25 protein-coding genes and 1 tRNA gene are annotated in these 23,994 nt (G+C 61.9%); 13 read left to right on the top strand and 13 right to left on the bottom strand.

Going from position 1 to position 23,994, the window contains the following annotated elements; all coding sequences use genetic code 11:
- Window positions 1-32: 32 nt before the first annotated feature.
- From AB7951_RS27700 to rpmI, 5 genes are all read right to left on the bottom strand, one after another.
- Window positions 33-800, bottom strand: coding sequence for a sulfite exporter TauE/SafE family protein (locus AB7951_RS27700; RefSeq protein ID WP_244558212.1), 768 nt, complete (start codon window positions 798-800; stop codon window positions 33-35).
- Window positions 797-3,202: a phenylalanine--tRNA ligase subunit beta gene (gene pheT / locus AB7951_RS27695; protein WP_120287710.1), complete on the bottom strand. Its 2,406-nt coding sequence runs from the start codon at window positions 3,200-3,202 to the stop codon at window positions 797-799. The genes AB7951_RS27700 and pheT overlap by 4 nt, the downstream gene beginning before the upstream one ends.
- A complete protein-coding gene (pheS, locus tag AB7951_RS27690) occupies window positions 3,199-4,281 on the bottom strand; it encodes a phenylalanine--tRNA ligase subunit alpha (RefSeq protein WP_089263024.1) in 1,083 nt (360 codons plus the stop codon). Before pheS ends, pheT begins: the two co-directional genes overlap by 4 nt.
- A gap of 206 nt (window positions 4,282-4,487) precedes the next feature.
- The gene (gene rplT, locus AB7951_RS27685) at window positions 4,488-4,847 is read right to left on the bottom strand and encodes a 50S ribosomal protein L20 (protein ID WP_068730282.1); all 360 of its coding nucleotides are present in this window, start codon (window positions 4,845-4,847) and stop codon (window positions 4,488-4,490) included.
- 68 nt (window positions 4,848-4,915) lie between these two features.
- On the bottom strand, window positions 4,916-5,116 hold the full coding sequence (gene rpmI / locus AB7951_RS27680) for a 50S ribosomal protein L35 (protein ID WP_068730283.1): 201 nt from the start codon (window positions 5,114-5,116) through the stop codon (window positions 4,916-4,918).
- Window positions 5,117-5,409: 293 nt separating this feature from the next.
- Here rpmI and AB7951_RS27675 point away from each other — a divergent pair, with 293 nt between their 5' ends.
- On the top strand, window positions 5,410-5,556 hold the full coding sequence (locus AB7951_RS27675; RefSeq protein ID WP_158596733.1) for a hypothetical protein: 147 nt from the start codon (window positions 5,410-5,412) through the stop codon (window positions 5,554-5,556).
- A gap of 114 nt (window positions 5,557-5,670) precedes the next feature.
- On the opposite strand, the gene infC is transcribed toward AB7951_RS27675, so the two are convergent.
- The gene (gene infC / locus AB7951_RS27670; protein WP_086936983.1) at window positions 5,671-6,210 is read right to left on the bottom strand and encodes a translation initiation factor IF-3; all 540 of its coding nucleotides are present in this window, start codon (window positions 6,208-6,210) and stop codon (window positions 5,671-5,673) included.
- Between the two features lie 309 nt (window positions 6,211-6,519).
- Here infC and AB7951_RS27665 point away from each other — a divergent pair, with 309 nt between their 5' ends.
- The gene (locus AB7951_RS27665; RefSeq protein WP_120287711.1) at window positions 6,520-7,302 is read left to right on the top strand and encodes an alpha/beta fold hydrolase; all 783 of its coding nucleotides are present in this window, start codon (window positions 6,520-6,522) and stop codon (window positions 7,300-7,302) included.
- 66 nt (window positions 7,303-7,368) lie between these two features.
- Window positions 7,369-7,839, top strand: a complete 471-nt coding sequence (locus AB7951_RS27660; protein ID WP_120287712.1) for a nuclear transport factor 2 family protein — start codon at window positions 7,369-7,371, stop codon at window positions 7,837-7,839.
- Here the strand turns inward: AB7951_RS27660 and queG are convergent.
- Both queG and AB7951_RS27650 read right to left on the bottom strand, forming a co-directional pair.
- The gene (queG, locus tag AB7951_RS27655; RefSeq protein ID WP_120287713.1) at window positions 7,799-9,034 is read right to left on the bottom strand and encodes a tRNA epoxyqueuosine(34) reductase QueG; all 1,236 of its coding nucleotides are present in this window, start codon (window positions 9,032-9,034) and stop codon (window positions 7,799-7,801) included. The two genes, AB7951_RS27660 and queG, sit on opposite strands and share 41 nt — an antisense overlap.
- Complete coding sequence (locus tag AB7951_RS27650) at window positions 8,983-9,675, bottom strand: glutathione S-transferase family protein (protein ID WP_068730287.1); 693 nt, start codon at window positions 9,673-9,675, stop codon at window positions 8,983-8,985. The genes queG and AB7951_RS27650 overlap by 52 nt, the downstream gene beginning before the upstream one ends.
- 205 nt (window positions 9,676-9,880) lie before the next feature.
- Here AB7951_RS27650 and AB7951_RS27645 point away from each other — a divergent pair, with 205 nt between their 5' ends.
- The gene (locus AB7951_RS27645) at window positions 9,881-10,690 is read left to right on the top strand and encodes an undecaprenyl-diphosphate phosphatase (protein WP_170849629.1); all 810 of its coding nucleotides are present in this window, start codon (window positions 9,881-9,883) and stop codon (window positions 10,688-10,690) included.
- Window positions 10,691-10,759: 69 nt separating this feature from the next.
- Here AB7951_RS27645 and AB7951_RS27640 read toward each other — a convergent pair whose 3' ends face one another.
- The gene (locus AB7951_RS27640) at window positions 10,760-11,728 is read right to left on the bottom strand and encodes a complex I NDUFA9 subunit family protein (RefSeq protein ID WP_439062042.1); all 969 of its coding nucleotides are present in this window, start codon (window positions 11,726-11,728) and stop codon (window positions 10,760-10,762) included.
- A gap of 163 nt (window positions 11,729-11,891) precedes the next feature.
- On the opposite strand from AB7951_RS27640, the gene AB7951_RS27635 reads away from it, so the two are divergent.
- Window positions 11,892-11,978, top strand: a tRNA-Leu gene (locus AB7951_RS27635).
- A gap of 150 nt (window positions 11,979-12,128) precedes the next feature.
- On the opposite strand, the gene AB7951_RS27630 is transcribed toward AB7951_RS27635, so the two are convergent.
- The 3 genes from AB7951_RS27630 to AB7951_RS27620 form a co-directional block, all read right to left on the bottom strand.
- The gene (locus tag AB7951_RS27630) at window positions 12,129-12,764 is read right to left on the bottom strand and encodes a 2-dehydro-3-deoxy-6-phosphogalactonate aldolase (protein ID WP_120287715.1); all 636 of its coding nucleotides are present in this window, start codon (window positions 12,762-12,764) and stop codon (window positions 12,129-12,131) included.
- Window positions 12,761-13,684, bottom strand: a complete 924-nt coding sequence (locus AB7951_RS27625; RefSeq protein WP_439062043.1) for a 2-dehydro-3-deoxygalactonokinase — start codon at window positions 13,682-13,684, stop codon at window positions 12,761-12,763. The genes AB7951_RS27630 and AB7951_RS27625 overlap by 4 nt, the downstream gene beginning before the upstream one ends.
- A 114-nt stretch (window positions 13,685-13,798) precedes the next feature.
- Window positions 13,799-14,254, bottom strand: coding sequence for a hypothetical protein (locus AB7951_RS27620; RefSeq protein ID WP_441256098.1), 456 nt, complete (start codon window positions 14,252-14,254; stop codon window positions 13,799-13,801).
- A gap of 211 nt (window positions 14,255-14,465) precedes the next feature.
- On the opposite strand from AB7951_RS27620, the gene AB7951_RS27615 reads away from it, so the two are divergent.
- Genes AB7951_RS27615 through AB7951_RS27585 form a run of 7 tightly spaced genes read left to right on the top strand, consistent with a single transcriptional unit; the run spans window position 14,466 to window position 22,664 of the window.
- On the top strand, window positions 14,466-14,624 hold the full coding sequence (locus tag AB7951_RS27615) for a hypothetical protein (protein ID WP_158596734.1): 159 nt from the start codon (window positions 14,466-14,468) through the stop codon (window positions 14,622-14,624).
- Window positions 14,625-14,634: 10 nt separating this feature from the next.
- Window positions 14,635-14,724 carry a K(+)-transporting ATPase subunit F gene (locus tag AB7951_RS27610; protein ID WP_081421711.1) on the top strand — a complete coding sequence of 30 codons (90 nt, stop codon included), beginning with the start codon at window positions 14,635-14,637 and terminating at the stop codon, window positions 14,722-14,724.
- Window positions 14,725-14,752: 28 nt separating this feature from the next.
- Window positions 14,753-16,456, top strand: a complete 1,704-nt coding sequence (gene kdpA, locus AB7951_RS27605; RefSeq protein WP_089263010.1) for a potassium-transporting ATPase subunit KdpA — start codon at window positions 14,753-14,755, stop codon at window positions 16,454-16,456.
- A gap of 20 nt (window positions 16,457-16,476) precedes the next feature.
- Window positions 16,477-18,600 (top strand): potassium-transporting ATPase subunit KdpB, encoded by a 2,124-nt coding sequence (kdpB, locus tag AB7951_RS27600; RefSeq protein ID WP_120287716.1) that lies wholly within the window; start codon window positions 16,477-16,479, stop codon window positions 18,598-18,600.
- 11 nt (window positions 18,601-18,611) lie between these two features.
- The gene (locus AB7951_RS27595; protein WP_093757851.1) at window positions 18,612-19,217 is read left to right on the top strand and encodes a K(+)-transporting ATPase subunit C; all 606 of its coding nucleotides are present in this window, start codon (window positions 18,612-18,614) and stop codon (window positions 19,215-19,217) included.
- A 40-nt stretch (window positions 19,218-19,257) separates the two neighbouring features.
- Window positions 19,258-21,978, top strand: a complete 2,721-nt coding sequence (locus tag AB7951_RS27590; protein WP_439062045.1) for a DUF4118 domain-containing protein — start codon at window positions 19,258-19,260, stop codon at window positions 21,976-21,978.
- Window positions 21,975-22,664 carry a response regulator gene (locus AB7951_RS27585; RefSeq protein ID WP_089263002.1) on the top strand — a complete coding sequence of 230 codons (690 nt, stop codon included), beginning with the start codon at window positions 21,975-21,977 and terminating at the stop codon, window positions 22,662-22,664. The genes AB7951_RS27590 and AB7951_RS27585 overlap by 4 nt, the downstream gene beginning before the upstream one ends.
- 27 nt (window positions 22,665-22,691) lie before the next feature.
- Here the strand turns inward: AB7951_RS27585 and AB7951_RS27580 are convergent, their stop codons facing one another.
- A complete protein-coding gene (locus tag AB7951_RS27580) occupies window positions 22,692-23,231 on the bottom strand; it encodes a MarR family winged helix-turn-helix transcriptional regulator (protein ID WP_158596735.1) in 540 nt (179 codons plus the stop codon).
- Between the two features lie 202 nt (window positions 23,232-23,433).
- Between AB7951_RS27580 and AB7951_RS27575 the strand changes: the two genes are divergently transcribed.
- Window positions 23,434-23,964: a flavin reductase family protein gene (locus AB7951_RS27575; RefSeq protein ID WP_210269356.1), complete on the top strand. Its 531-nt coding sequence runs from the start codon at window positions 23,434-23,436 to the stop codon at window positions 23,962-23,964.
- Window positions 23,965-23,994 lie beyond the last annotated feature (30 nt).

Here is a 23,994-nt window from a genome sequence, read left to right as displayed (position 1 = left end):
CGCGGCGGCTGGCGCCGCAAGTCACGCAAGCGTCAGTGAAATATGCCGTCGAACAGCGGCAGGCTGATCAGCGCCGAGACGGCTATTAGGGCGTAGCAGATCTTGCGGAACAGCTCGTCGCTAGCCTTGCCGAACAGTTTCGAGCCAATCCACAGGCCGAGGCCGAACAGGGGGCCGGTGACTACCGCGAGCCCAAGGATGGCCGTGCTCCACAATCCGCCGATCGTATAGCTGATGATGATCAAGACGTCTGCGACCGCGAAATACAGGATGATATTTGCGCGGGTGACGGCAGCGACTGCCGCGTCTCGCAGCCAATACATCACTATCGGCGGGCCGCCGAGTTGCGCCAAGCCACCAAAAAAGCCGGCGACGCCGCCGACACTGACCGTCACTGGAACGGTCGGCTTACCGGGATAGCGCCAGCCGGAGATCAGTAGCGTCAGCATCGTGACGATCAGTGCGACGATGCCCCAGCGAACGGTTAGCGGATCGGCCCAGGCCAAGGCCATCGTGCCAAGTGGCACGCCAATAAGTGCGCCCAGCGAAATGATGCTGACGTCGCGCCTGTCGGCTCGTCTTGCGGCGTTCGGGATCAGCGTCAGCGTGGTCGAGAAGTCGATCAGCAGGAGCAAGGGCGATGCGACCTGCGCGCCGGCCACGCTTGAGGCGAGTGGCATGAAGATCAGCGCCGAACCGAAGCCCGAAAACCCGCGGGCCAGTCCGGCGATGAAGGCGGTGACGGTGATAAAAACGAGCGACGTGGTCGAATACTGGACCAGGCCGAGTGATTCCATCATGCGCGCAACGTGCCGCCCGTCTTCTTCGTTACTTCCGCCACGATCTTCGCTGCCACCGCATCAATTTCCTGATCGGTCAGGGTCTTCTCGCGCGGCTGCATGGCCACGGCGATGGCGACGGACTTCTTGTCGTCGTCGATGCCCTTGCCTTCATAGACGTCGAACACCGTCACATCGGTGACCAGCTTCTTGTCCACGCCGGCTGCCGCACGGAGGATGTCACCGGACCTGACCTTGCGATCGACGATGAAGGCGAAGTCGCGTGACACAGGCTGGAACGCCGAGAGCTCCAAAGTCGGTTTGGCGCGGGTCGCCTTCTGCTTGGCGTCGGGAATGCGATCGAGGATCACTTCGAACGCCATCAACGGGCCGTCGGCACCGAGTGCTTCGAGCGTGCGCGGGTGCAACTCGCCGAAATAACCGAGGACGTTCTGCGGTCCGATCTGGATCGTACCCGAACGGCCGGGATGCAGCCAGTTCGCGCCACCGGCGACGATCTGCAGCGCCTGCATCGGTGCACCTGCGGCTGCGAGAACTGCAAAGGCATCGGCCTTGGCGTCGAGTGCGTTCGCAGCGCTGGCGCCTGACCAATGACGGCCGCTGCCAGCCGACGAGGCGAGGCCACGCCGCACGCCGGATGCAGCCATGAACTGATCTTGCGGGCGATCGCCGCGGAAGATCTGGCCGACTTCGAACAGCGCTAGGTCGGACGAACCGCGATGCGCATTGGCTTGAGCGGCTGCGATCAGTCCGGGCAACAGGCTCGGCCGCATGTCGGAGAGATCGGCGGCGATTGGATTGGCCAACGCCAGTTCAGGCGCGCCGCCGCCGAACACTTCGGCATGCGGCTTCGAGATGAACGACCATGTCACGGCCTCGACGAGGCCGCGCGCGGCCAGTCCACGCTTGGCGCGGCGGGTGCGCTGCTGGATCTGCGTCAGTACCGGCTTGCGCGGGGCATCGCCGCGCGGGAACGGCGTCATCGGCACCTTGTCGACGCCGAAGATGCGCATGACTTCTTCGACGATGTCAGCCTTGCCGGTCACGTCGCTACGCCATGACGGCACTGCGACCTTCACCACGGGGCCGCTGCCGGCCACCATGAAGCCGAGATGCGTCAGGATGCGTCGCATCTCCGGGAATGGTACGTCGATGGCGGCGAGGCGCTTCACCTCGGCAATCGGGAAGTCGATGATACGGTCGTCTCCGTAGGGCTTGCCAACGACGATGCTCTCCGACGGTGCGCCGCCGCACAGTTCCATCACTAGCTTGGTTGCCAGTTCGAGACCGGGCACCATGAAGACCGGATCGACGCCGCGCTCGAACCGATAACGCGCGTCGGAATTGATCCCGAGCCTGCGGCCGGTCTGCGCGATATTGATCTCGTTCCACAGCGCGGATTCGATCAGTACATCGGTGGTGTCTTCCGAACAGCCCGACGCTTCGCCGCCCATGATGCCGGCGAGCGACTCGACACCATTGTCGTCGGCGATGACGCAGGCCTTGCTGTCGAGCGTGTAGGTCTTGCCGTCGAGCGCGAGCAGCGTCTCGCCGTCACGTGCGCGGCGGACAACGATATCGCCCTTCACCTTGGCGGCGTCGAACACATGCAGCGGACGGGCGCGGTCGAAGGTCAGGAAGTTGGTGATGTCGACCAGCGCATTGATCGGGCGCAGGCCGATGGAGGTCAGCTTCTTCTGCAGCCACTCCGGCGATGGGCCGTTCTTGACGCCGCGCACGAGACGCAGTGCGAAGCCGGGGCACAGCTTGGCGTCTTCGACGGTGACTTTCACCGGGCAGGGGAATTCGCCCTTGATCGGCTTGATGCCGGGATTCTTGAACACGCCCATGTCGGCCGCGGCGAGATCGCGCGCAATGCCCGACACGCCGGTGCAGTCCTGACGATTGGGCGTCAGGTTGATTTCTATGACGGGATCGCCGAGTTTGGCCCAGTCGGGATAGATCGCGCCGACGGGCGCATCGGCGGGCAGTTCGATGATGCCGTCGATCGCGTCGGGGAGTCCGAGTTCGCCGGCCGAGCACAACATGCCCTGGCTTTCGACGCCGCGGATATTGCCGAGGCCGATGGTGAAATCCTTACCCGGGATAAAAGTACCAGGCCTGGCGAGGACGGTCTTCAGTCCCGCGCGCGCATTCGGCGCCCCGCAGACGATCTGCAGCAGCTTGTCATCGCCGGCATTCACGGTGCAGACGCGCAACCGATCTGCATTGGGATGTTGCACGGCTGTGACGATCTCGGCGATCGTGAACGGCTTCAGCAGCTTCGCCTTATCGTCGATATGTTCGACCTCGAGCCCGATCATGGTGAGCTTGTCGGTCAGCGTCTCGAGCGACTCGTCGGTCTCGAGATGATCCTTCAGCCAGGAGAGCGAGAATTTCACGTGCTCAGTCCTCCGGCCAGAGTCGGTACTTCAAGCGGCTTGAAGCCGTAGTGATTGAGCCAACGCACGTCGCCTTCGAACAGCTGACGCAGGTCGGCCATGCCGTATTTCAGCATCGCGATACGATCGATGCCCATGCCCCAGGCGAAGCCCTGATACACATCGGGATCGATGCCGCAGGCGCGTAGCACATTCGGATGCACCATGCCGCAGCCGAGAATCTCGAGCCAGTCTTCGCCTTCGCCGAAGCGGATCTCGTTCTTGTCGCGGCGACACTGGATATCGACTTCCAGCGACGGCTCCGTGAATGGGAAGAACGACGGACGGAAGCGCATATTGACGTTGTCGACCTCGAAGAAAGCCTTGCAGAATTCGTGCAGGATCCATTTGAGGTGGCCGAGATGCGAACCCTTGTCGATGACGAGACCTTCGACCTGATGGAACATCGGCGTGTGAGTCTGGTCGCTATCGCTGCGATAGGTGCGGCCCGGACAGATCACGCGGATCGGCGGCTGCTGGCTCAGCATGGTGCGTACCTGCACCGGTGATGTGTGCGTGCGCAGCAGCAGGCGCGAACCGTCTTCCTTCGGATTGAAGTAGAAGGTGTCGTGCATCTCGCGGGCGGGATGGCCCTCGGGGAAATTCAGCTTGGTGAAATTGTAGTCGTCCGTCTCGATATCCGGACCTTCGGCGACGGCGAAGCCCATGTCGGCGAAGATCGTCGTCAATTCGTCCCAGGTCTGGCTGAGCGGATGAATGCGGCCGAGTTCAGCGGGGCCATCGCGCAGCGGCAGCGTCACGTCGATGGTCTCGGAAGCGAGACGTGCATCGAGGGCTGCGGATTTCAACACATCGCGGCGCGCGGTCAGCGCTTGCGTGACGGTGTCCTTGGCCAGGTTGATGGCCGCGCCTTCGGTCTTGCGTTCTTCTGGCGTCATCTTGCCGAGAGTCGACAACAGCGCGGAGATCGAACCCTTCTTGCCGAGCGCGCCGACGCGCACGGCTTCCAGGGCGGCTTCGTCGGAGGCATTGGCAATATCGGCCAGAATAGTCTGTTGGAGCGTCGTCAGATCGGACATCAGCAACCTCGATGAGAGAGGCGGGCGCCTCTTGCTGTCTGCGCGTCCGACGGAAGGCCGGGCACCAGCTTCTACAGCACGGGTATCACAGGGATTAAGACGTCAATGGCCGGGACAGGAGCGCGTGAACGCTTCTGCCCGGCCATGACAATGTCGATGAATACGCGGAGTGGAGAGCTCAGGCCGCCAGTGCGGCCTTTGCTGGCTTAGGCTGCGAGTGCAGCTTTGGCCTTCTCAGCAATCGCGTTGAACGCCGCCGGCTCGTTGATCGCGAGATCCGAGAGCACCTTGCGGTCGACCGTCACGCCGGACTTGGCGAGACCGTTGATAAACACGCTGTAGGTCATGCCGAGCGGACGGACGGCAGCGTTGAGACGCTGGATCCAGAGCGCGCGGAACGTACGCTTCTTGCGCTTGCGATCGCGGAACGCATATTGGCCGGCCTTGTCGACGGCGGCCTTTGCGGCGCGAATGGTGTTCTTGCGGCGACCGCGGAAACCCTTGGCGGCCTTGTAGACTTTCTTATGCTTGGCGTGAGCCGTCACACCGCGTTTTACGCGAGCCATGACTGATCTCCTTCATCTGAAATAACAAAAGGGGTGATATCCGCCGCAATGAAGCGGCGTAAGGGCGATCAGGCGTTTGGCAGAAAGTACTGCTTGATGTTGTCGCCGTCGGTCTTGAACAGCACGCGGGTGCCGCGGAGCTGACGAATCTGCTTCTTCGTCCGCTTGATCATACCGTGGCGTTTACCGGCATGGGCGGCCATGACCTTACCCGTTCCGGTGACTTTAAAGCGCTTTTTAGCGCCCGACTTGGTCTTCAGCTTGGGCATTTGGCTCTCCTATGGCCACGCAGAAAGCGCCCCGAAAGGCGTTGCGTCGGCTAAAATGCTCGTTAGAGCGTTGAAAATGCTCAACTAACCGCCGTTTGCGGAAAGTCAGCACAGTCGTCGACACGGCAGCCCTTAATCAGCCGGGCGACGAAGGTTGCGCTTATGGCAGAGGAATGCTCCGATGGCAACGATTAACGCGGCTCAACACTCTGTTTAGCGCATGGCTTCAGACTGGTCCGACGCGCCCCGGATGCCTATGTGATCCGGACCAGAGAAACAGAGGGACGACGACAATGGCCCGGAATGCACGTGCCGCCGCAAAGGCGGTTGCCATCCAGCAAGATGCTGCTGCTCAGACCGCCACCCGCTGGATGTTCGCAGCCGCTGGCCTCGCCGCGGCTCTCGCGCTGGCCGGTGCACTCGCCCTCATTTCGGGCTGAGCCGCCCAGCTCCGAACGATCTCCGAATACTCTCCCAAAGAAAAAGGCCCGCCAGAAATCTGACGGGCCGAAATTTCTGATTGCCAACCTCGTTAAGGTCAGTCGCCGCTACGATCAGCGCGGTGCGAGCACCATCACCACCTGACGACCTTCGAAGCGCGCGTCCTGCTCCACCTTGGCGTATTCGGCGACGTCTGCTTTGACCTTGTCGAGCAGCTTGGTACCGATTTCCTGGTGCGCCATTTCGCGGCCACGATAGCGCAAGGTGATTTTAACCTTGTCGCCTTCTTCGAAGAAGCGCTGCATTGCGCGCATTTTCACGTCGTAGTCATGATCATCGATCATCGGGCGGAGCTTGATCTCCTTGATTTCGACGATCTTCTGCTTCTTGCGGGCCTCGGCGGCCTTCTTCTGCGCCGAATACTTGAACTTCCCGTAGTCCATGATCTTGCAGACGGGGGGGCTCACATTCGGCGAAATCTCGACCAGATCCATACCGGCTTCCATCGCCATCTTGATCGCAGCAATGGTTTCCACGGTGCCGTGGTTGAGGCCGGTCTGATCAATCAGCTGGATCTGCAGATTGCGAATTTCATCGTTGGTGCGCGGCCCGTCTTTGGTTGCGGCGGGCGGGGCTCTGTTGGGACGGCGAATGGGTAACTCTCCAATGTTGTTTAGGAAGGCCGCAGTGTGAAGGAATAAGGCGTTTGGAGCAAGCAAACTCACGCAACGCAGCGTCAATCACTCAAATACGAGGCAATTTCGTCACGCGAAAGGCCATAGGCGCAGTACACGGCTGACTTGGGTCAAATAGAGTTCCCAGACCCGTTCTGCAAGCCGTGGTTGACAGGAGCGCAACGCGGCATCGAGGCGGACGTTCCCTGGGATGGTATGGACGTTGACGATCCCGACCTGCTCAATCAAACAGCAAGCGGCATTTTAGGGTCGAACAGGGATGGTTTGATGAGCACAACGGTATCGACCGACCCCACTTTCATCACGGCAGGTACAGGCAGTAGCCGCCGCCAGATCGCCATCCGGGTCCGCGATGGCGCTGCTCCGGGCCTGTTCTGGATGAGTGGCTTCAAATCCGACATGCAGGGCGGCAAGGCGGTGGCGCTCGATGCCTGGGCCGCCGAGCACGGCCGCGCTTGCGTGCGTTTCGACTATTCCGGCCACGGCGAATCCGGCGGCGATTTCGTCGATGGCACCATCGGCCAATGGCTGGAGGATAGCCTCGCGGCGTTCGATGCAGCCTGCCAGGGTCCGCAGGTAGTGATCGGCTCGTCGATGGGCGGCTGGATGGCACTCCTGCTGGCGCGCGCGCTGGCCCGACGCGGCAAAGTGGGGCGCGCGACGCTGAAGGGTCTGGTGCTGATCGCGCCGGCGCCGGATTTCACCGAAGAGCTGATGTGGAAAGGCTTCTCGCCGGAAATCCGCGCGGAGATCGAGACCACCGGTCAATGGCTGCGCCCGTCGGAATATGGCGAGCCCTATCCGATCACGCGGCGGTTGATCGAAGAGGGGCGCAATCACCTGCTGCTCGGCAGCGCGATCGATGTGGGTTGCCCCGTGCGGATTCTTCAAGGCAGGCAGGATCCGGACGTGCCCTGGCAGCATGCTTTCCGCGTTGCCGAACGGCTGCCGAGCGAGGATGTGGTGCTGACCATGATCCAGGACGGCGACCATCGGCTGTCGCGCCCGCAGGACATTGCGCGACTATTGTCGGCTGTGGCGGAGTTTTGATTGCATCACCCGTACCGTTGAATAGGCTCGCCTGAAAAGAGCGATCAATCAGCGGGAGGAATTCGGATGGACGCTACGGCACTCTTGCGCGCATTTTGCGATGCCGTTGAACAGCGTGACGGCCAAAGCTTCGCTGCGCTGTTCACTGAAGACGGCGTCTATCACGACGTCTTCTACGGCGCATTCGAAGGCCGCGTGAAAATCGCCGACATGGTCGACGACTGGTTCTATCGGACCGCGGAAGATTTTCGTTGGGACATGCACACGCCCGTCAGCGACGGCACCACGCTCTATGCGCGCTACACGTTCAGTTATCGCTCGAAGCTCCCGGAAGCCAATGGCGGCCGCGCGATGTTCGAGGGCGTTGCGATCATGACGCTGCGTGACGGCAAGATCGTGAACTATCACGAAGTGGCCAATACGGCGCCGGCCTTCGTCGATTTGCATTTCGCGCCGGAGCGCATCGCCAAGATCGTCGCCAAGCAGGGTGAAGCGCTCAAAGCGCGACCGGAGATGGCGCGACACCTGACGAACTGAGCGCAAGCTGCCATTCGTCGTTCACGCTCCCATCCTTTTCAGCGTCGCCGAGTTGCGTGGCCAGCGCGGCAAATTCGTCTGCGGGCATTAGTTGCGACAGCGCCCATATCGCTGCCCCGCGCACCACAGGACTTTCATCGCCCAGCAGCTGCTGCGCATCGCTTACCAGTGATAGGTCGTTCGAATTGCCGATGGCGATCAGCACATTGCGGATGAAACGGTTGCGGCCGATACGCTTCACGGGTGACTTCGTAAAGAACGCGCGGAAAGCCGCATCGTCGAGCTTCGCGAGTTCGGCCAGCGACGGCGCGCGCAACTCATCGCGTGCGGCGAGTTTGATCTCGCGGCCTTCCTGAGCGAACTTGTTCCACGGGCAGGCGGCGAGGCAATCGTCGCAGCCATAGATGCGGTTGCCCATGGGCTTACGAAACTCGTGGGGGATCGGGCCCTTGTTCTCGATGGTGAGATAGGAAATGCAGCGCCGAGCATCGAGTTTGTAAGGTGCCGGAAAGGCCGATGTCGGGCAACTGTCGAGACAGGCCTGGCACGAGCCGCAGTGATCGATGGTGCGCGCATCGCGCGGCAGTTCGAGCGTGGTGAAGATCGCGCCGAGAAACAGCCACGAGCCGAATTCGCGCGAGACGAGATTGGTATGCTTGCCCTGCCAGCCCAATCCTGCCGCGCCGGCGAGCGGCTTCTCCATCACCGCGGCCGTATCGACGAACACTTTGACGTCGCCGCCAGCCTGCGCGATCAGCCAGCGCGCCAGCAGCTTCAGGCGCTTCTTGATGAGGTCATGATAGTCGTCGCCGCGGGCATAGACCGAGATCGCGGCATGCGAGCGCTGCTTTAGAATCTCAAGCGGGTTCTCGTCAGGTCCGTAATTGACGCCGAGCATGATGACGGAGCGAACGTCCTGCCACATCACCTTGGGGTCGGCGCGGCGGTCGGGATTGTCGGCAAGCCACTCCATATCACCATGGGCGCCGGCGTTGAGAAATTCCTGCAGCCGCTCGCGAACGCCGGCGATGGCATCTGGATCGGTGATCCCGATTGAATCGAAGCCAAGCGCCTTCGCCTCGCGCGTCAGCGTATCCTTGAGATCGGCGGGAAGAGTGGCGATTGCATCGTCAGCAGATGGGCTCAGAAATCGAGATCCACATAGGTCCGCGATGCCGGCACGCCCGCCAGCCATTCGCTCAGCAGCGGTCGGAACGACGGACGGGATTTCACCCGCGCGTACCACGCCTTCGCTGCGTCGTCCTCGCTCCATGGCACATCGCCCAGATAGTCAATCGCCGACAGATGAGCTGCCGCGACCAGATCCGCATAAGTCAGTCGATCACCGGCCAGAAAATTGCGTGTCCGCGCCAGCCAGCCGATATAGGCCAGATGATAGCGCACATTTGCGGTGGCTGCGCGAATCACATCCATCGCCGGGGCGCCGCCGCCGACCTCTTCGCTCATGAAGCGCTTGTAGATGCGTTCGGTGACCAGCGGACCCGACGCCTCCTCGAAGAATTTCTCGTTGAACCAGGCCATCAGCCGGCGCACTTCGATGCGTTCCGCCATCGCAACAGGCAGCAGGCGGCGATCGCCCATCTCCGGTCCATGGGTCTCGTCGATATATTCGGCGATGATTCCGGCGCCTGGAATCGGCGGGAAACCGTCGGTGAGCAGCACCGGCGTAGTTCCCGCAGGATTGAGCGCCAGAAATGCCTCGCGCCGATCCCACGGCCGCTCGTCCACCAGTGTGAGATCGAGTCCGTATTCGCCGAGTACGAGACGAATGAAGCGGGAATGCGGACAGAACGAGTGATGGTAAAGCGTGTACATGCCGGCCTTGATAGTTATGCGGTCGTTAAGAAAGCGTCTCGGTTGCGTCGGTGGTAAAAGTGTCACGCGGCGCGCGCCAAACTAGCGAAGCTTGGCTCTGAGGCAACCCGCGAATGTGATGGTATTTGCGATTGCAGCAATGAAGGGAATAGGCGAGAAGAACCCGGCTTTTTCAGGCCCACACTGACGAAGGACAGATAAGCAGATGATGTCTGATGCGATAAGGGCGGTGATTCTCGGCATTGTCGAGGGTGTCACCGAGTTCCTGCCGGTTTCCTCAACGGGGCATCTGCTGCTCGCGGAACGCTTCTTCGATCTGGGCGAGGACAATTTCTGGAAAAGCTTCGCCGTGCTGATCCAGCTCGGCGCCATTCTGGCGATCCTTGCACTTTACTTCGGCAAGTTATGGCATATCGCGCTGAACCTGTTCAAAGGCGACGCTGCTGCGCGCCGTTTCGTGATCGGCGTGCTGATCGCGTTCCTGCCTGCCGCGATCATCGGCGCGGCTGCGGGCGGCTATGTCAAAAGCTATCTGTTCAATCCGTGGGTCGTGTGCTTTTCGCTGATCGTCGGCGGCGCGATCCTGCTTTGGGTCGATCAGCTCGATCTTGAGCCGGTACATCACGACGCCACGACGTTTCCATTGCCGATGTATCTGAAGATCGGTCTGGCGCAATGCGTGGCGATGATTCCTGGCGTGTCGCGCTCCGGCGCGACCATCGTCGGCGCTATGCTGCTCGGTGCTGAAAAGCGCGCAGCGGCGGAGTTCTCGTTCTTCCTGGCGATCCCGACCATGGTCGGTGCCTTCGTCTACGATCTCTACAAGAGCCGGGCCGATCTCTCGGTCGATCACGGCGTGATCATCGCTATCGGTTTCGTGGTGTCGTTCATCACCGCGATCATCGTGGTGAAAAGCTTTCTCGGCTACGTGACCCGCCACGGCTTCGCGTTGTTCGCATGGTGGCGCGTGATCGTCGGTACGCTCGGCCTGATCGCGCTGGCGCTGGGCTACTGAATTTTGCCAAACATCCTGCTGTCATCCCCGCCGCGCACGCCCTCGGCGTGCCAGGCGGGGACGATATCGTCAGTTTATGCCGTTATGTGCGAACTGACCGGTGGCTCGGAAGCGCCAGAGATATTGTGGCGCAATCGCTTCTAGCGAATCAGCGGCAATACCCAGGCCATCCAGCGTCAGACCAGCGATCTTGGCGGCTTCCGACACCACATTGTCGACACCAAGCATGGCGACCTGATCCGGCGTCAGTTTGAAGTCGCCCGGGGCGAATTGTAGGAAATAGGACTGTAGCTTGGCGATGGCCGTCGGCACCGGCAGCGTCATGCGCTTGCGCTCGATGGTCGCGAGGATGATGTCGATGATTTCACTCATCGTCAGCACTTCCGGACCGCCGAGTTCATAGGTGGCGCCCGGCTTGGTCTTGCCGTCGACGGCATCGGCCGCAGCCTGGGCGACATCGCCCACATAGACCGGCTGCATCTTGGTCGTGGCGCCGAACACCGGCATCACTGGGGCCATCCGGGCGAGATTGGCAAATCGATTGGTGAACTGATCCTCGGGGCCGAACACGATCGATGGGCGCAGGATGGTCGCGGAAGGCACAGCCGCCAGCACGGCCTGCTCGCCGGCTGCCTTGGCACGGGCATAGGCCGATTCGGAATCGGCATCGGCGCCGATGGCTGAAAACTGCACCATCCGCGCGCCGATCTCGGCGGCAGCCTGCGCCACCGCGCCGGCGCCCCGCGCCTGCACGGCATCAAAGGTCTGCGCGCCGCTTTCGGTCAGGATACCCACCAGATTGACGACGATGCTGGCGTCGCGCATTGCGGCCTTGACCGAGGCCGGGTGCCGCAGATTGGCCTGAACGATATTGATCTGCCCGACACGGCCAAGCGGCTGCAGATGGCCGGCCAGTTCCGGACGGCGCACGGCGACCCTGATCCGGTATTCGCGCTTGGCAAGCGCGCGGACCACATGGCGTCCCACGAAGCCGGATCCGCCGAAAACCGTAACGAGGGTGTCGATGGGGGCAGCCATGGATCAGTTCCTTGAGTCAGTCATGCAAGGGCAAAACGGGGGAATTTAGACCAATTCGCGATACGCCAACGCGCGGGGCCTGTACAGCGGATTTGGAATTGAACGAAGCAATTTGACAAGCGCGTAACGGCCCCCTACTAACCGCGCCACGTGCCTCGCACGTGCCCAGGTGGCGGAATTGGTAGACGCGCTGGCTTCAGGTGCCAGTGGCTTAACGGCCGTGAAGGTTCGAGTCCTTTCCTGGGCACCACGGTGCTCCTAAGTCTCTGATATTCAGAGCAATTCAATAAATTTGACAGTTGGGGGCCGCGCGGTCGATGCCTGCGGGCGCGGCGATGTTCTTGCCCTGCCGTCCCCCGCGAAGCGCGCGACAACCGCAAACAGACACTGCACTCTGTTTCTAGCGGGCCATCGCCTGATCATAGGCGGCGACAGAAGCCTGTGCGGTCGCCCTCACCTCGATAGCGCTCATTCCAGGCCGATACAGGCTGCTGCCAAGGCCGAAGACCTGTATGCCGGCGGCGATATAGTCCGCGAAATTCCGGTCGGAAACACCACCAACAGCCCCGATCACAGCATCCCTGGGCAGAACCGCGCGAATGGCGGCGATGCCGGACGGGCCGAGGATCGATGCCGGAAAGAATTTCAGGGCGGACGCGCCGGCGCGCAACGCGAGGAAAGCTTCGGTCGGCGAGAACGCGCCGGGCATCGTGACCATGCCGCGGCTCGCCGCCATCGCCAGCACATCGACATCGACATTCGGGCTCACCATCAGACGCCCGCCGACATCGGCGACGCGGGCGCAGTCATTCGCGGTGAGGACGGTGCCGGCGCCGATCAGGGTGTCGCTGCCAAATCGTTTGCAGATCCGTGCGATGGATTCGAACGGATCGGGCGAGTTCAGCGGTACTTCAATCATCTCGAAGCCGGTGTCGATCAACGTCTCGACGATGCTCTCCACCTCGTCGGGCTGCACGCCGCGCAGGATGGCGACGAGCGGACGCTTCACGGAGGGCCAACGGATTGGCTGGTTCATGTGAACTGAGCTCCCCACAGATGGATTGCGGCCTTGGTCAGGCCGTGTTGCGACGCGCGTTCGGCATCAACGATCGCGACCTCGAAGCCGGCAGCTGCAAGCGCCGACGCATAGAGATTCTTGAGCGCGCCGGCGCCGATCAGGCGTACCGGATGCCGCGTGCCATAGCGCGATCCGGCATCGGCGATTTCCGTGCCGATCAGGAGGCCCGACAGGCGCGCCGCGCCGTCGGCCTGTTGCTGGAAGCCGAGCAGTTGCGCCGCGCGCAAGCTGAATAGCGAGGCGGTCAAGCCGACCGGCGCATCGAGCGCGCGTTGCAGGCCATCGCGGAACGCGTCATTCGCGGCGGGCGACGGTGCGTCGTGATCCACCGCGTGTTTCAGGATGCTGTGTTGAGTGATGACCGAAAAGAGCTCGCCGGTCATATAGGTCGTGAATGACGCCACGCTGCCAGCGTCGATCCAGACCCATTTGCTGTGGGTGCCGGGAATGCAGACCAGACCGGTGAAGCCGGGCTCGGTCACGCCGAGCAGTTGCGTCTCTTCGCCGCGCATGACGTCGGGTGCCGCGGCGTCGGCTTGCGCGATGCCGGGTAGGATACGCACGTCGCCTTGCGTGTCGACACGCTGCGCACCGTCGTGCAAGGCGTCGAGGCGTGTCGGTGTGTGCAGATAGGGCGCCTCGATCCAGCCCTGTCGTGCGCCGGCCATACCACAGATCAACACAGGCACGTTCTGCATTCCGCCAAGTCTGGCAAGATGATCAGCGAGCACCGGAGCGAAGCCTGCAGCCGCGCAATGCAGCATGCCTTCAGGCCCGCGCGTCTCCGCAAGCACGCTGCCATCGGCGGCCATCAACCAGCCTCGAAAGCTGCTGGTGCCCCAATCGACCGCGACGAAAGCCGGTTTGTCTGATGTCACGTTTTGCTCTGGCTAGTCATGGCACGAATTCGTGCCGAGCATAGCCGAAAGCCTCACTCTTGGAAGGCTGTTCGCGGCAGTCTAGCTACAGCATTTCGCACCGCCCCTCTTCGCTCAACAGTAATTCTCACACAGCATCGCCTCGGAATCGGTGGGTTGGATCGCGCGCACGGGCGCCTGCGTCAGATGCGGCGTGCCTCCGCGACTAACAACAGCGCGAAATGCATCCAGGATCGCCGTCGCCAAGTCTGGGTGATGCGTCTCGACGGCGCTGTCCAGCCAATCTGGAAGGTCACGCTGGTTCGAGAGAGCGCAATGCCATTCACCTTCGTCATAAGCGAGCCGACGCAGTTGCCACCGCGGCAGTTCGATCGCGATCAAGGCAAGCGCGGCATCGGTCCAGGCGCCGGCAGTGACCAGGCGATCGAGGCGCTGGGCCTCCGCTGTGCGGCGCATTGCCGGCAGGCGCTTGCAGGCGGCGAGGCAGATCGCGGTGAAACTCGTAGCGTCAAGCGGAGCCGTTTCGGAGGGCGCATCGGAAAGGGGCGTTCGCTGAATCGAGATGAACATGACGGGTCTCCATGAACAGCGCGATCTTCGGAAGACCGCATCATGCAATATCCGTAGTCCGTCATTTGAATACGAGGCAGCTTCGGGCACGAAGATATAAAGGCGGCATAAGCGCCCGAGGATTAGCGGCGCACGCGCACGCGCTCCGCCACGTCTTTATGAGATTCCTATAAGTTCGCTGCTGGCCTCATCTCGAAAACCTACGTCCTGAATGGCACCTGATCGTGCATCGGGCGCGCGAGCCGTTTGCTCCGTGCCGCCGCAGTCATTGCATCAGGAGCATTCCATGCTGGACATCGTCATGCTGGCCCTCGGGCTCGGCTTTTTCATTCTCACCCTGGGCTACGCCTATGCCTGCGAGCGGCTGTGAGGAGCGCATCATGATTTTCGATTACACGCTCGCCGGCTTCGTGTCCGCGGCATTGCTGATCTATCTCACTTACGCGCTGCTGCGGCCCGAGCGGTTCTGAGCGCGCGCACCTCAAAAGGTCAACTGACATGACAATGATTGGCTGGATTCAAATTGCTCTGTACTGCGCTGTGGTTCTCGCGCTGGTGAAGCCGCTCGGCGGCTACATGACATCCGTTTTCAACGGCGAGCGTACTTTCCTCTCTCCGATTCTGCGACCGGTCGAAGCCGGGCTGTACTGGATCGGTGGCGTCGACGAGAAACGAGAGCAGCACTGGCTGACCTATACGGTTGCCATGCTGCTGTTCCACGTGGTCGGCTTCCTCGGCCTCTACGCGATCATGCGGCTGCAGGCCGTGCTGCCGTTCAATCCTGCGGGGCAATCCGCGGTCGCCGAAGATCTCTCCTTCAACACCGCGATCTCCTTCATCACCAACACCAACTGGCAGAACTACGGCGGCGAAAGCACCATGTCGTATCTGACCCAGATGCTGGGTCTGACGGTACATAACTTTCTGTCGGCGGCGGCCGGCATCGCATTGGCTGTGGCACTGATCCGCGGCTTTGCACGGTCGTCGATGCGCACCATCGGTAATTTCTGGGTCGATATCACCCGTTGCACGCTCTATGTGCTGCTGCCGATCTGCATCATCTACACGCTGTTCCTGGTTTGGCAGGGCATTCCGCAGACGCTCGGCGCCTATGTCGATGCGACGACGCTCGAAGGTGCGAAGCAGACCATCGCGGTTGGCCCCGTTGCGTCGCAGGTTGCCATCAAGATGCTCGGCACTAATGGCGGCGGCTTCTTCAACGCCAATGCGGCGCATCCGTTCGAGAACCCGACGGCGCTGTCGAACTTCATCCAGATGATTTCGATCTTCGCGCTGGGTGCGGCGATGACCAATGTGTTCGGCCGCATGGTCGGCAACCCCAGGCAAGGCTGGGCGATTCTGGCAGTGATGGGTGTGCTGTTCATTGTCGGCGTTGCCATCACCTATGGCGCCGAAGCCTCGGGCACCACAGGCCTGAATGCACTCGGTCTTACCGGCGGTAATATGGAAGGCAAGGAGCTGCGCTTCGGCATCGTCGCCTCCAGCCTGTTCGCGGTCATCACCACGGCGGCATCCTGCGGCGCCGTCAATGCGATGCACGATTCCTTCACCGCGATTGGCGGCATGATCCCGCTGATCAACATGCAGCTCGGCGAGATCATCGTCGGCGGCGTCGGTGCCGGTCTCTACGGCATGCTGCTGTTCGTCGTGCTGGCGATCTTCGTCGCCGGTCTGATGGTCGGTCGCACGCCGGAATATGTCGGCAAGAAGATCGAAGCGCGCGAAGTGAAAATGGCGATGCTTGCCATTCTCGTCCTGCCGCTGATGTATCTCGGTTGGACCGCGGTGGCGGTGGTGCTGCCCTCGGCCGTGGCCTCCATGGCCAATGCTGGGCCGCATGGCTTCACCGAAGTGCTCTACGCCTTCACCTCGGCCACCGGCAATAACGGCTCGGCCTTCGGCGGGCTCACCGGCAACACCTTCTTTTACAACCTCACACTGGCGAGTTCGATGTTCGTCGGTCGCTTCTTCATGATCGTGCCCGCCATGGCGCTGGCCGGATCATTGGCCGCGAAGAAGTCGATTCCGGCTTCGGCCGGTACCTTGCCTACCACCGGCGGATTGTTCGTCGGCCTCGTCATCGGCGTGATCCTGATCATCGGCGGTCTCACCTTCTTCCCGGCACTCGCGCTCGGGCCGATCGTCGAGCACCTCGCGATGACCGCCAGCACCCTGTTCTGATCGGATTTGGAGTTATGTCCATGGAAACGTTGAAACTGCAGAAGCGGGTGCCGGTCTCGGCCATGCTCGATTCGAAAATTGTCATCCCAGCCATCGGCTCGGCTTTCAAAAAGCTTGATCCGCGGCTGATGATCAAGAATCCCGTGATGTTCGTGGTCGAGGTCGTCGCCGCACTCACCACGGTGATCTTCATCAAGAACGTCATCACCGGCGGAAGCGATCTGGGATTTGCGTTCCAGATCATCCTCTGGCTCTGGTTCACGGTGCTGTTCGCCAACTTTGCCGAAGCCGTCGCCGAAGGCCGCGGCAAGGCGCAGGCGGAATCGCTGAAGAAGACCCGCACCGAAAGCCAGGCCAAGCTGCTCACCGGCAGCGACAGCGGCGACAAGAGCTACCGCATGGTCTCGGGCACCAGCCTGAAGGTTGGCGATGTCGTTCTGGTGGAAGCCGGCGACAACATCCCGTCCGATGGTGAAGTGATCGAAGGTGTCGCTTCAGTTAATGAGGCGGCGATCACCGGCGAGTCCGCACCTGTCATTCGTGAATCCGGCGGCGATCGCTCGGCGGTGACCGGCGGCACGCAGGTGCTGTCCGACTGGATTCGCGTCCGCATCACTGCGGCGCAGGGCTCGACCTTTATCGATCGCATGATCAAGCTGGTCGAAGGCGCCGAGCGGCAGAAGACACCGAACGAGATCGCACTGAACATCCTGCTGGTCGGCCTCACCATCATCTTCGTGTTCGCGACGGTGACGATCCCGAGCTATGCGGCTTATGCCGGTGGTTCGATCTCGGTGGTGGTGCTGGTGGCTTTGTTCGTGACCCTGATCCCGACCACCATCGGCGCGCTGTTGTCGGCGATCGGCATTGCCGGCATGGATCGTCTGGTGCGCTTCAACGTGCTGGCGATGTCCGGTCGTGCGGTGGAAGCTGCCGGCGACGTCGATACGCTGCTGCTCGACAAGACCGGCACCATCACGCTCGGCAATCGTCAGGCGACAGCCTTCCGTCCGGTGCGCGGCGTGACCGAACAGGAACTGGCTGATGCGGCGCAGCTTGCATCGCTCGCGGACGAAACCCCGGAAGGCCGCTCCATCGTCGTGCTGGCCAAGGAGAAATACGGCATCCGCGGCCGCGACATGGCCGAACTGTCAGCGACTTTCGTGCCGTTCACCGCACAGACCCGAATGAGCGGTGTCGATGCCGGTGGTTCGTCGGTCCGCAAGGGAGCGGTGGATTCGATACTCGCTTACGTCAACGGTGGCGCGTCGTTCGCCGTCGCGTCCGGCAATACCGTGCGTGCGATGCAGCCGGCCGCGATGTCGGACACGGCACGTGAAATCCAGGCGATCTCCGACGAGATTGCAAAGGGCGGCGGCACCCCGTTGGCGGTTGCGCGCGATGGCAAGCTGCTCGGCGTCATCCATCTGAAGGACATCGTCAAGGGCGGCATCCGTGAGCGTTTCGCCGAACTGCGCCGCATGGGCATCCGCACCATCATGATCACCGGCGACAATCCGATGACCGCTGCAGCCATCGCAGCCGAAGCCGGCGTCGATGATTTCCTGGCGCAGGCCACACCTGAGGACAAGCTGCAGCTTATCCGCGACGAGCAGGCCAAGGGCAAGTTGGTGGCGATGTGCGGCGACGGCACCAACGACGCGCCGGCACTGGCGCAAGCCGATGTGGGCGTTGCGATGAACACCGGCACGCAGGCGGCGCGCGAAGCGGGCAATATGGTCGATCTGGACTCCAATCCGACCAAGCTCATCGAAGTCGTCGAAATTGGCAAGCAGCTCCTGATGACGCGGGGGGCGCTGACCACGTTCTCGATCGCCAATGACGTGGCGAAATACTTCGCCATTATCCCGGCGATCTTCCTCGCCTTCTATCCGCAGCTTGAAGCGCTCAATGTCATGAAGCTGGCGAGCCCGCAGAGCGCCATCCTGTCGGCCATCATCTTCAACGCGATCATCATCATTGCGCTGATCCCGCTCGCCCTGAAAGGCGTCGCCTATCGCCCGATCGGCGCCGGCGCACTGCTCGGCCGCAACCTACTGATCTACGGCCTCGGCGGCATCATCGTTCCGTTCATCGGCATCAAGGCGATTGACCTCGTCGTCACCGCCCTGCACCTGGTTTGAGGAGCTACATTATGTTGAGAGAAATTCGCCCAGCCATCGTTCTGCTGCTCGGCCTCACGGCCATCACCGGTCTCGGCTACCCGCTCGCGATGACGGGCGTCGCTGAAGCGATCATGCCGAACCAGGCGCAAGGCAGCCTCATCGAACGGGACGGCAAGGTTGTCGGCTCGTCCCTGATCGGTCAGGAATTCAAGGGTGAGGAATACTTCCACGGCCGCCCGTCGGCGACCCTGGGTCCCGACCCGCAGGATTCCACAAAGACGGTGCCGCAGCCTTACAATGCCATCAACTCGATGGGCTCCAATCTCGGCCCGACCAGCAAGGCGCTGATCGACCGCGTGAAGGAGGACGTCGAGAAACTGAAGGCCGAGAACCCGTCGATGCCGGTGCCGATCGATCTCGTGACCACCTCGGGCAGCGGTCTCGACCCGAACATTTCGCCGGAGGGTGCGCTGTTTCAGGTGCCCCGCGTCGCCAAGGCGCGCAAGCTGCCGGAGGACCGCGTCCGCCAGCTGGTGACAGATAAGGTCGAAGGCCGCCTCGGCGGTCTGCTAGGCGAACCGCGCGTTAACGTTCTTGCCTTGAATCTCGCGCTGGACGCCGCCGCACCGAAGTAGGCCGTCTAGGCCGCAGCCGTAGCGGAGACTATATTGCCTTATGGCAAATCAGCGCCGCGATCCCGACCAACGACCTTCGCCTGAGGCCTTGCTGGAGACAGCAAGGCGCGAGGAAGATGCCGCCGGGCGGCTGAAGATCTTCGTCGGCGCCGCCCCCGGCGTCGGCAAGACTTATGAGATGCTGCAGAGCGCCCATGCCAGGCGCAAGGCGGGTGTCGATGTGGTGGTCGGTGTCGTCGAGACCCACGGCCGCGCGGAGACCGAGGCGCTGCTCACGGGCCTTGAAGTCATTCCCCGGCGCCGTATCGATCACAAGGGTCAGGTCCTCGAGGAAATGGATCTCGATGCGCTGATCGCGCGGCGCCCGCAGATCGCATTGGTGGACGAACTCGCCCATACCAACGCGTCCGGCAGCCGGCATCCGAAACGTTATCTCGACGTCGCGGAATTATTGGCCGCAGGGATCGACGTCTACACGGCAGTTAATATCCAGCACATCGAAAGCCTGAATGATGTGGTCGCCCAAATCACTCATGTGCGGGTGCGCGAGACCGTGCCGGATTCGGTGTTCGATCGTGCAGACGCCATCGAGCTGATCGACCTCACCCCGGACGATCTGATCCAGCGCCTGAAGGAAGGCAAGGTCTACGTCCCCAAACAGGCCGAGCGTGCGCTGGAGCATTATTTCTCGCCCGGCAATCTCACGGCGCTGCGCGAGCTGGCGTTGCGACGGACGGCCGACCGGGTCGATGAGCAATTGCTCACGCATATGCAGGCCAATGCCATTGCCGGCCCGTGGGCTGCCGGCGAACGCATTCTGGTCTGTATCAGTGAGGACCCGCGTTCAGCCGGGCTGGTGCGCTACACCAAGCGTCTCGCGGATCGGCTTCACGCGCCGTGGACGACGGTCAGCATCGAGACGCGGCGCAGCCTTCAACTCACTGAAGAACAGCGCGACCGGCTTGCTGATACGTTGCGGCTCGCCGAGGCGCTTGGCGCCGAAGCGCTGACGATTCCGGGCGCAGGCCGGCGCATCGCCGACGATCTGCTCGGCTATGCCCATGCCAACAACGTTACCCAGATTGTGATTGGCAAGGCATCACGGTCGTGGTGGTTCGAGCTGGTGCGCGGTTCGGTGGTGCATGATCTCGTGCGGCGCGCCGGCAATATCAGTGTGCATGTGATCGCCGGCGATGCGTTGCCAACGGAGCCGGCTGCGAAACGTGCGCAGATGACCGATCGCGTCGAGCCGTTCGATGCAAAGCCCTATATTGCGGCGCTGGCAGTCGTGGCGCTGGCTCTTGGGGCCGCAACGCTGCTGCGTCCGATCTTCGGGATCGAGAATGTCGATCTGATGTTTCTCACCGCCGTGGTCGGCGTCGCCGTGCGCTTTGGTCTCTGGCCATCGCTGCTGGCGAGCGTCGTGGCATCGCTGAGCTATAATTTTTTCTTCCTGCCACCGGTCTATACGCTTACCATCACCGATCCGACCAATGTGGCGGCCTTCTTCTTCTTCATGCTGATCGCCATTCTCGTGTCCAATGTCGCGGCGCGGGTGCGCACCCAGGCCGTCTCGGCCTTTGGCCGTGTGCGCACAACCGAGTCGCTCTATGCGTTCAGCCGCAAACTCGCGGGTACGGCGGCGCTTGACGACGTGCTGTGGGCGAGCGCGTATCAGATCGCATTGATGCTGAAGGTGCGGGTTGTGTTGCTGTTGCCGGAGCAGGGTGTGATCACCGTCAAGGCCGGATATCCGCCTGAGGACGAATTGGACAAGGCGGATCTGGCCGCTGCCAACTGGGCCTGGAGCAATGATCGCCCCGCCGGTCGTGGCTCTGAAACATTGCCCGGTGCGAAGCGGCTGTTTCTGCCGATGCGGACCGGTCGTGGACCGATCGGTGTGATCGGCATCGACGATGATCGCACGGGGCCATTGCTGACACCCGACCAGCGCCGGTTGCTGGATGCGCTTGTGGATCAGAGCGCACTCGCCATCGAGCGCGTACAGCTCGTCGAAGACATGGACCGCGCCGAGCGCAACGTCGAATCTGACCGGCTGCGTCAGGCTCTGCTGACCTCGATCTCGCATGATCTGAAGACGCCGCTGGCCTCCGTGCTCGGTGCGGCTTCCACGCTGCGCGATCTATCGTCGAAGCTCAGCGAGGCCGAGAAGGCCGATCTGCTCGGCACGGTGATCGACGAATCCGAGCGGCTGAACCGTTTCATCGCTAATCTGCTGGATATGACCAAACTGGAGTCCGGTGCCGTGGTGCCGAATGCAACGCTGCAGGATCTCGCGGAGATCGTCGGCAGCGCGCTGCGCCGGGCCGGCAAGATCCTCAGCAGGCATCGCGTCGCGCTCGATCTGGCGCCAAACCTGCCCATGCTGGAGCTCGATGCGGTCCTGTTCGAGCAGGTGCTGTTCAATTTGCTTGATAATGCCGCGAAATATGCCCCGGATGACACCACCATCACGATCAGGGCCATACGCGATGCGGACTCAGTCTCGCTGCAGGTGACGGACGAGGGGGCAGGCATTCCACCCGCCGATCTCGAGCAGGTGTTCGATAAATTCTATCGCGCCAACAAGGGCGATCACGTTCGGGCGGGCACCGGCCTCGGCCTTGCGATCTCCCGGGGCTTTGTTGAGGCAATGCATGGCACCATTTCGGCCACCAATCGCGCCGACCGATCAGGCGCCGTGCTGACCATCCGCCTTCCCATCCCGCCGGCCTCTGAAGCTCTGGACACCGCCGCATGAACACCGCCGCCATCAAGGTCCTGATTATCGATGATGAGCCGCCGATCCGCAAATTGCTGCGTATGGGCCTCAGCACCCAGGGCTATGACATCCTTGAGGCCAGCAACGGCAAGATCGCGCTGGAGAAACTGGCGGAGAAACCGGCCGTGATCATCCTTGATCTCGGCCTGCCGGACATCCAGGGCCACGATCTGCTGCAGATGATTCGTGCCCGCGATGACAGCGTGCCGATCGTGGTGCTGTCGAGCCGCGGGGACGAGGCTGGCAAGGTGCAGGCGCTCGATCTCGGTGCCGACGACTATCTCACCAAGCCGTTCGGCATGGATGAGCTGCTGGCGCGCATGCGGGCTGCGCTCAGGCATCAGCTACAGGTTCATGGCGAGCGGCCGGTATTCCGCTCCGGGGAATTGTCGGTCGATCTGGTGCGCCGCATCGTCAAGGTGGGTGACCGTGAGGTGAAACTGTCACCAAAGGAATATGAGTTGCTGCGGGTCCTGGTGCAGCATGCCGGCAAGGTGCTGACCCATCGGTTTCTGCTGAAGGAATTGTGGGACGAGCTCACCGACGCACAATATCTGCGCGTTTATGTCCGCCAGCTGCGTCAAAAGATCGAGCTCGATCCGGAGCGCCCGCAATTCGTCCTGACCGAAACGGGTATCGGCTACCGGCTGCGCGCCGGAGAATAGCTAACGACAAACCCGTCAAACAGCAGGTTATTTGGTCTGCCGGGCGACCGATGCCGGTGCGTTGTAGTCCAGCAGCCGGATCGCCTCGTCGGCGGCGTCCACCATCTCCGACATCAGCTTGCGCGTTCGCTCGAAATCCGCAGCCGACATGCTGCGAAACAGCATATCGTTCACCGGACGCTGAACGGGTGCCAATTCATTGAGCAGCGCGCGCGCTTTCGGCGTGATGGTCAGAATGACACGGCGGCGATCTTCCTCATCGGTCTCTTTTTCAACAAGGCCGTTTGATACCAGCTTGTTGATCTCGATCGTAATGAACGCGCCGCTGAAGTGCAGGTGCTCGGCGACCTGATTGACGCCGATCTTCTCATCCGTGCCGCTCAAATGAGCAATGGCAATCAGCACGGTGTATTGCGTGCCGGACAGGCCGATCACTGCGCCGAGTTGCCCGCGCACAGCCTGAAGCCGCGCCGAAAACGCCAATGTGTCATGGACAAATTGACGGAAAGCCCGATCCGATCCGTCGACCATCAATTGTGGCCGCGAAATCGTCGGTTCTACCTTCATTTTACGTGATTTGCTCTTAATCGCCATCAGGTCCCCGCACACCTATGAGTCGTATAGCGGCGGCGTTACGCACAAACAAGTTGGAACCAGTGCGTTTTGATAGCAGGCCAGCCATGCTTGACAGCGCGCACTTTCGTTCGATAATATAGCTTTGTTATAAAGCTAATGCGCGTCGTTCAGGTTTCGCGATCAGGAGATGACCATGGGCGCCACTGCGGACGTGGATCCTCGCGCCTTCCGACAGGCGCTCGGACAGTTTGCCACCGGCGTCGCCGTGATCACGGCCGAAGCGGCCGATGGCCAGGCGATCGGCTTGACCATGAGTTCGTTCAACTCGGTCTCGGTGGACCCGCCGCTGATCCTGTTCTCGATCGACCGCAAGGCCTTCAGCCTCAAGGCGATGACCGAGGCCAAAGGTTATGCCGTGAACATCCTCGGCCGCGATCAGGAGCATCTGTCGAACAAGTTCGCCAGGGCGCTCGGCGACAAGTGGGCGGCGGTCGAACATACGCTGGGCCATGAGGCGGCGCCCCTGATCGCCGGCGCGCTCGCACACTTCGAATGTGCGCCATACGCGCAATATGACGGCGGGGACCATGTGATCTTCGTCGGCCGGGTGGTGAAGTTCAGCGCCTATCCGGCCAACGAGCCGTTGGTCTTCTTCCGTGGGGCCTATCGCAGCCTTGCAAGCACCGAGCGCAGCCCGGAATGGCCGCTGCCGATGCACTACTGAAATAACGCACCTGAAAATGCTATCCATGAC

This window comes from Tardiphaga sp. 285_C5_N1_2 (assembly GCF_052076065.1).
Classification (GTDB): domain Bacteria; phylum Pseudomonadota; class Alphaproteobacteria; order Rhizobiales; family Xanthobacteraceae; genus Tardiphaga; species Tardiphaga robiniae.
The sequence above is the reverse complement of the archived record's forward strand: the minus strand, read 5'-3'. Positions and strand labels throughout refer to the sequence as shown.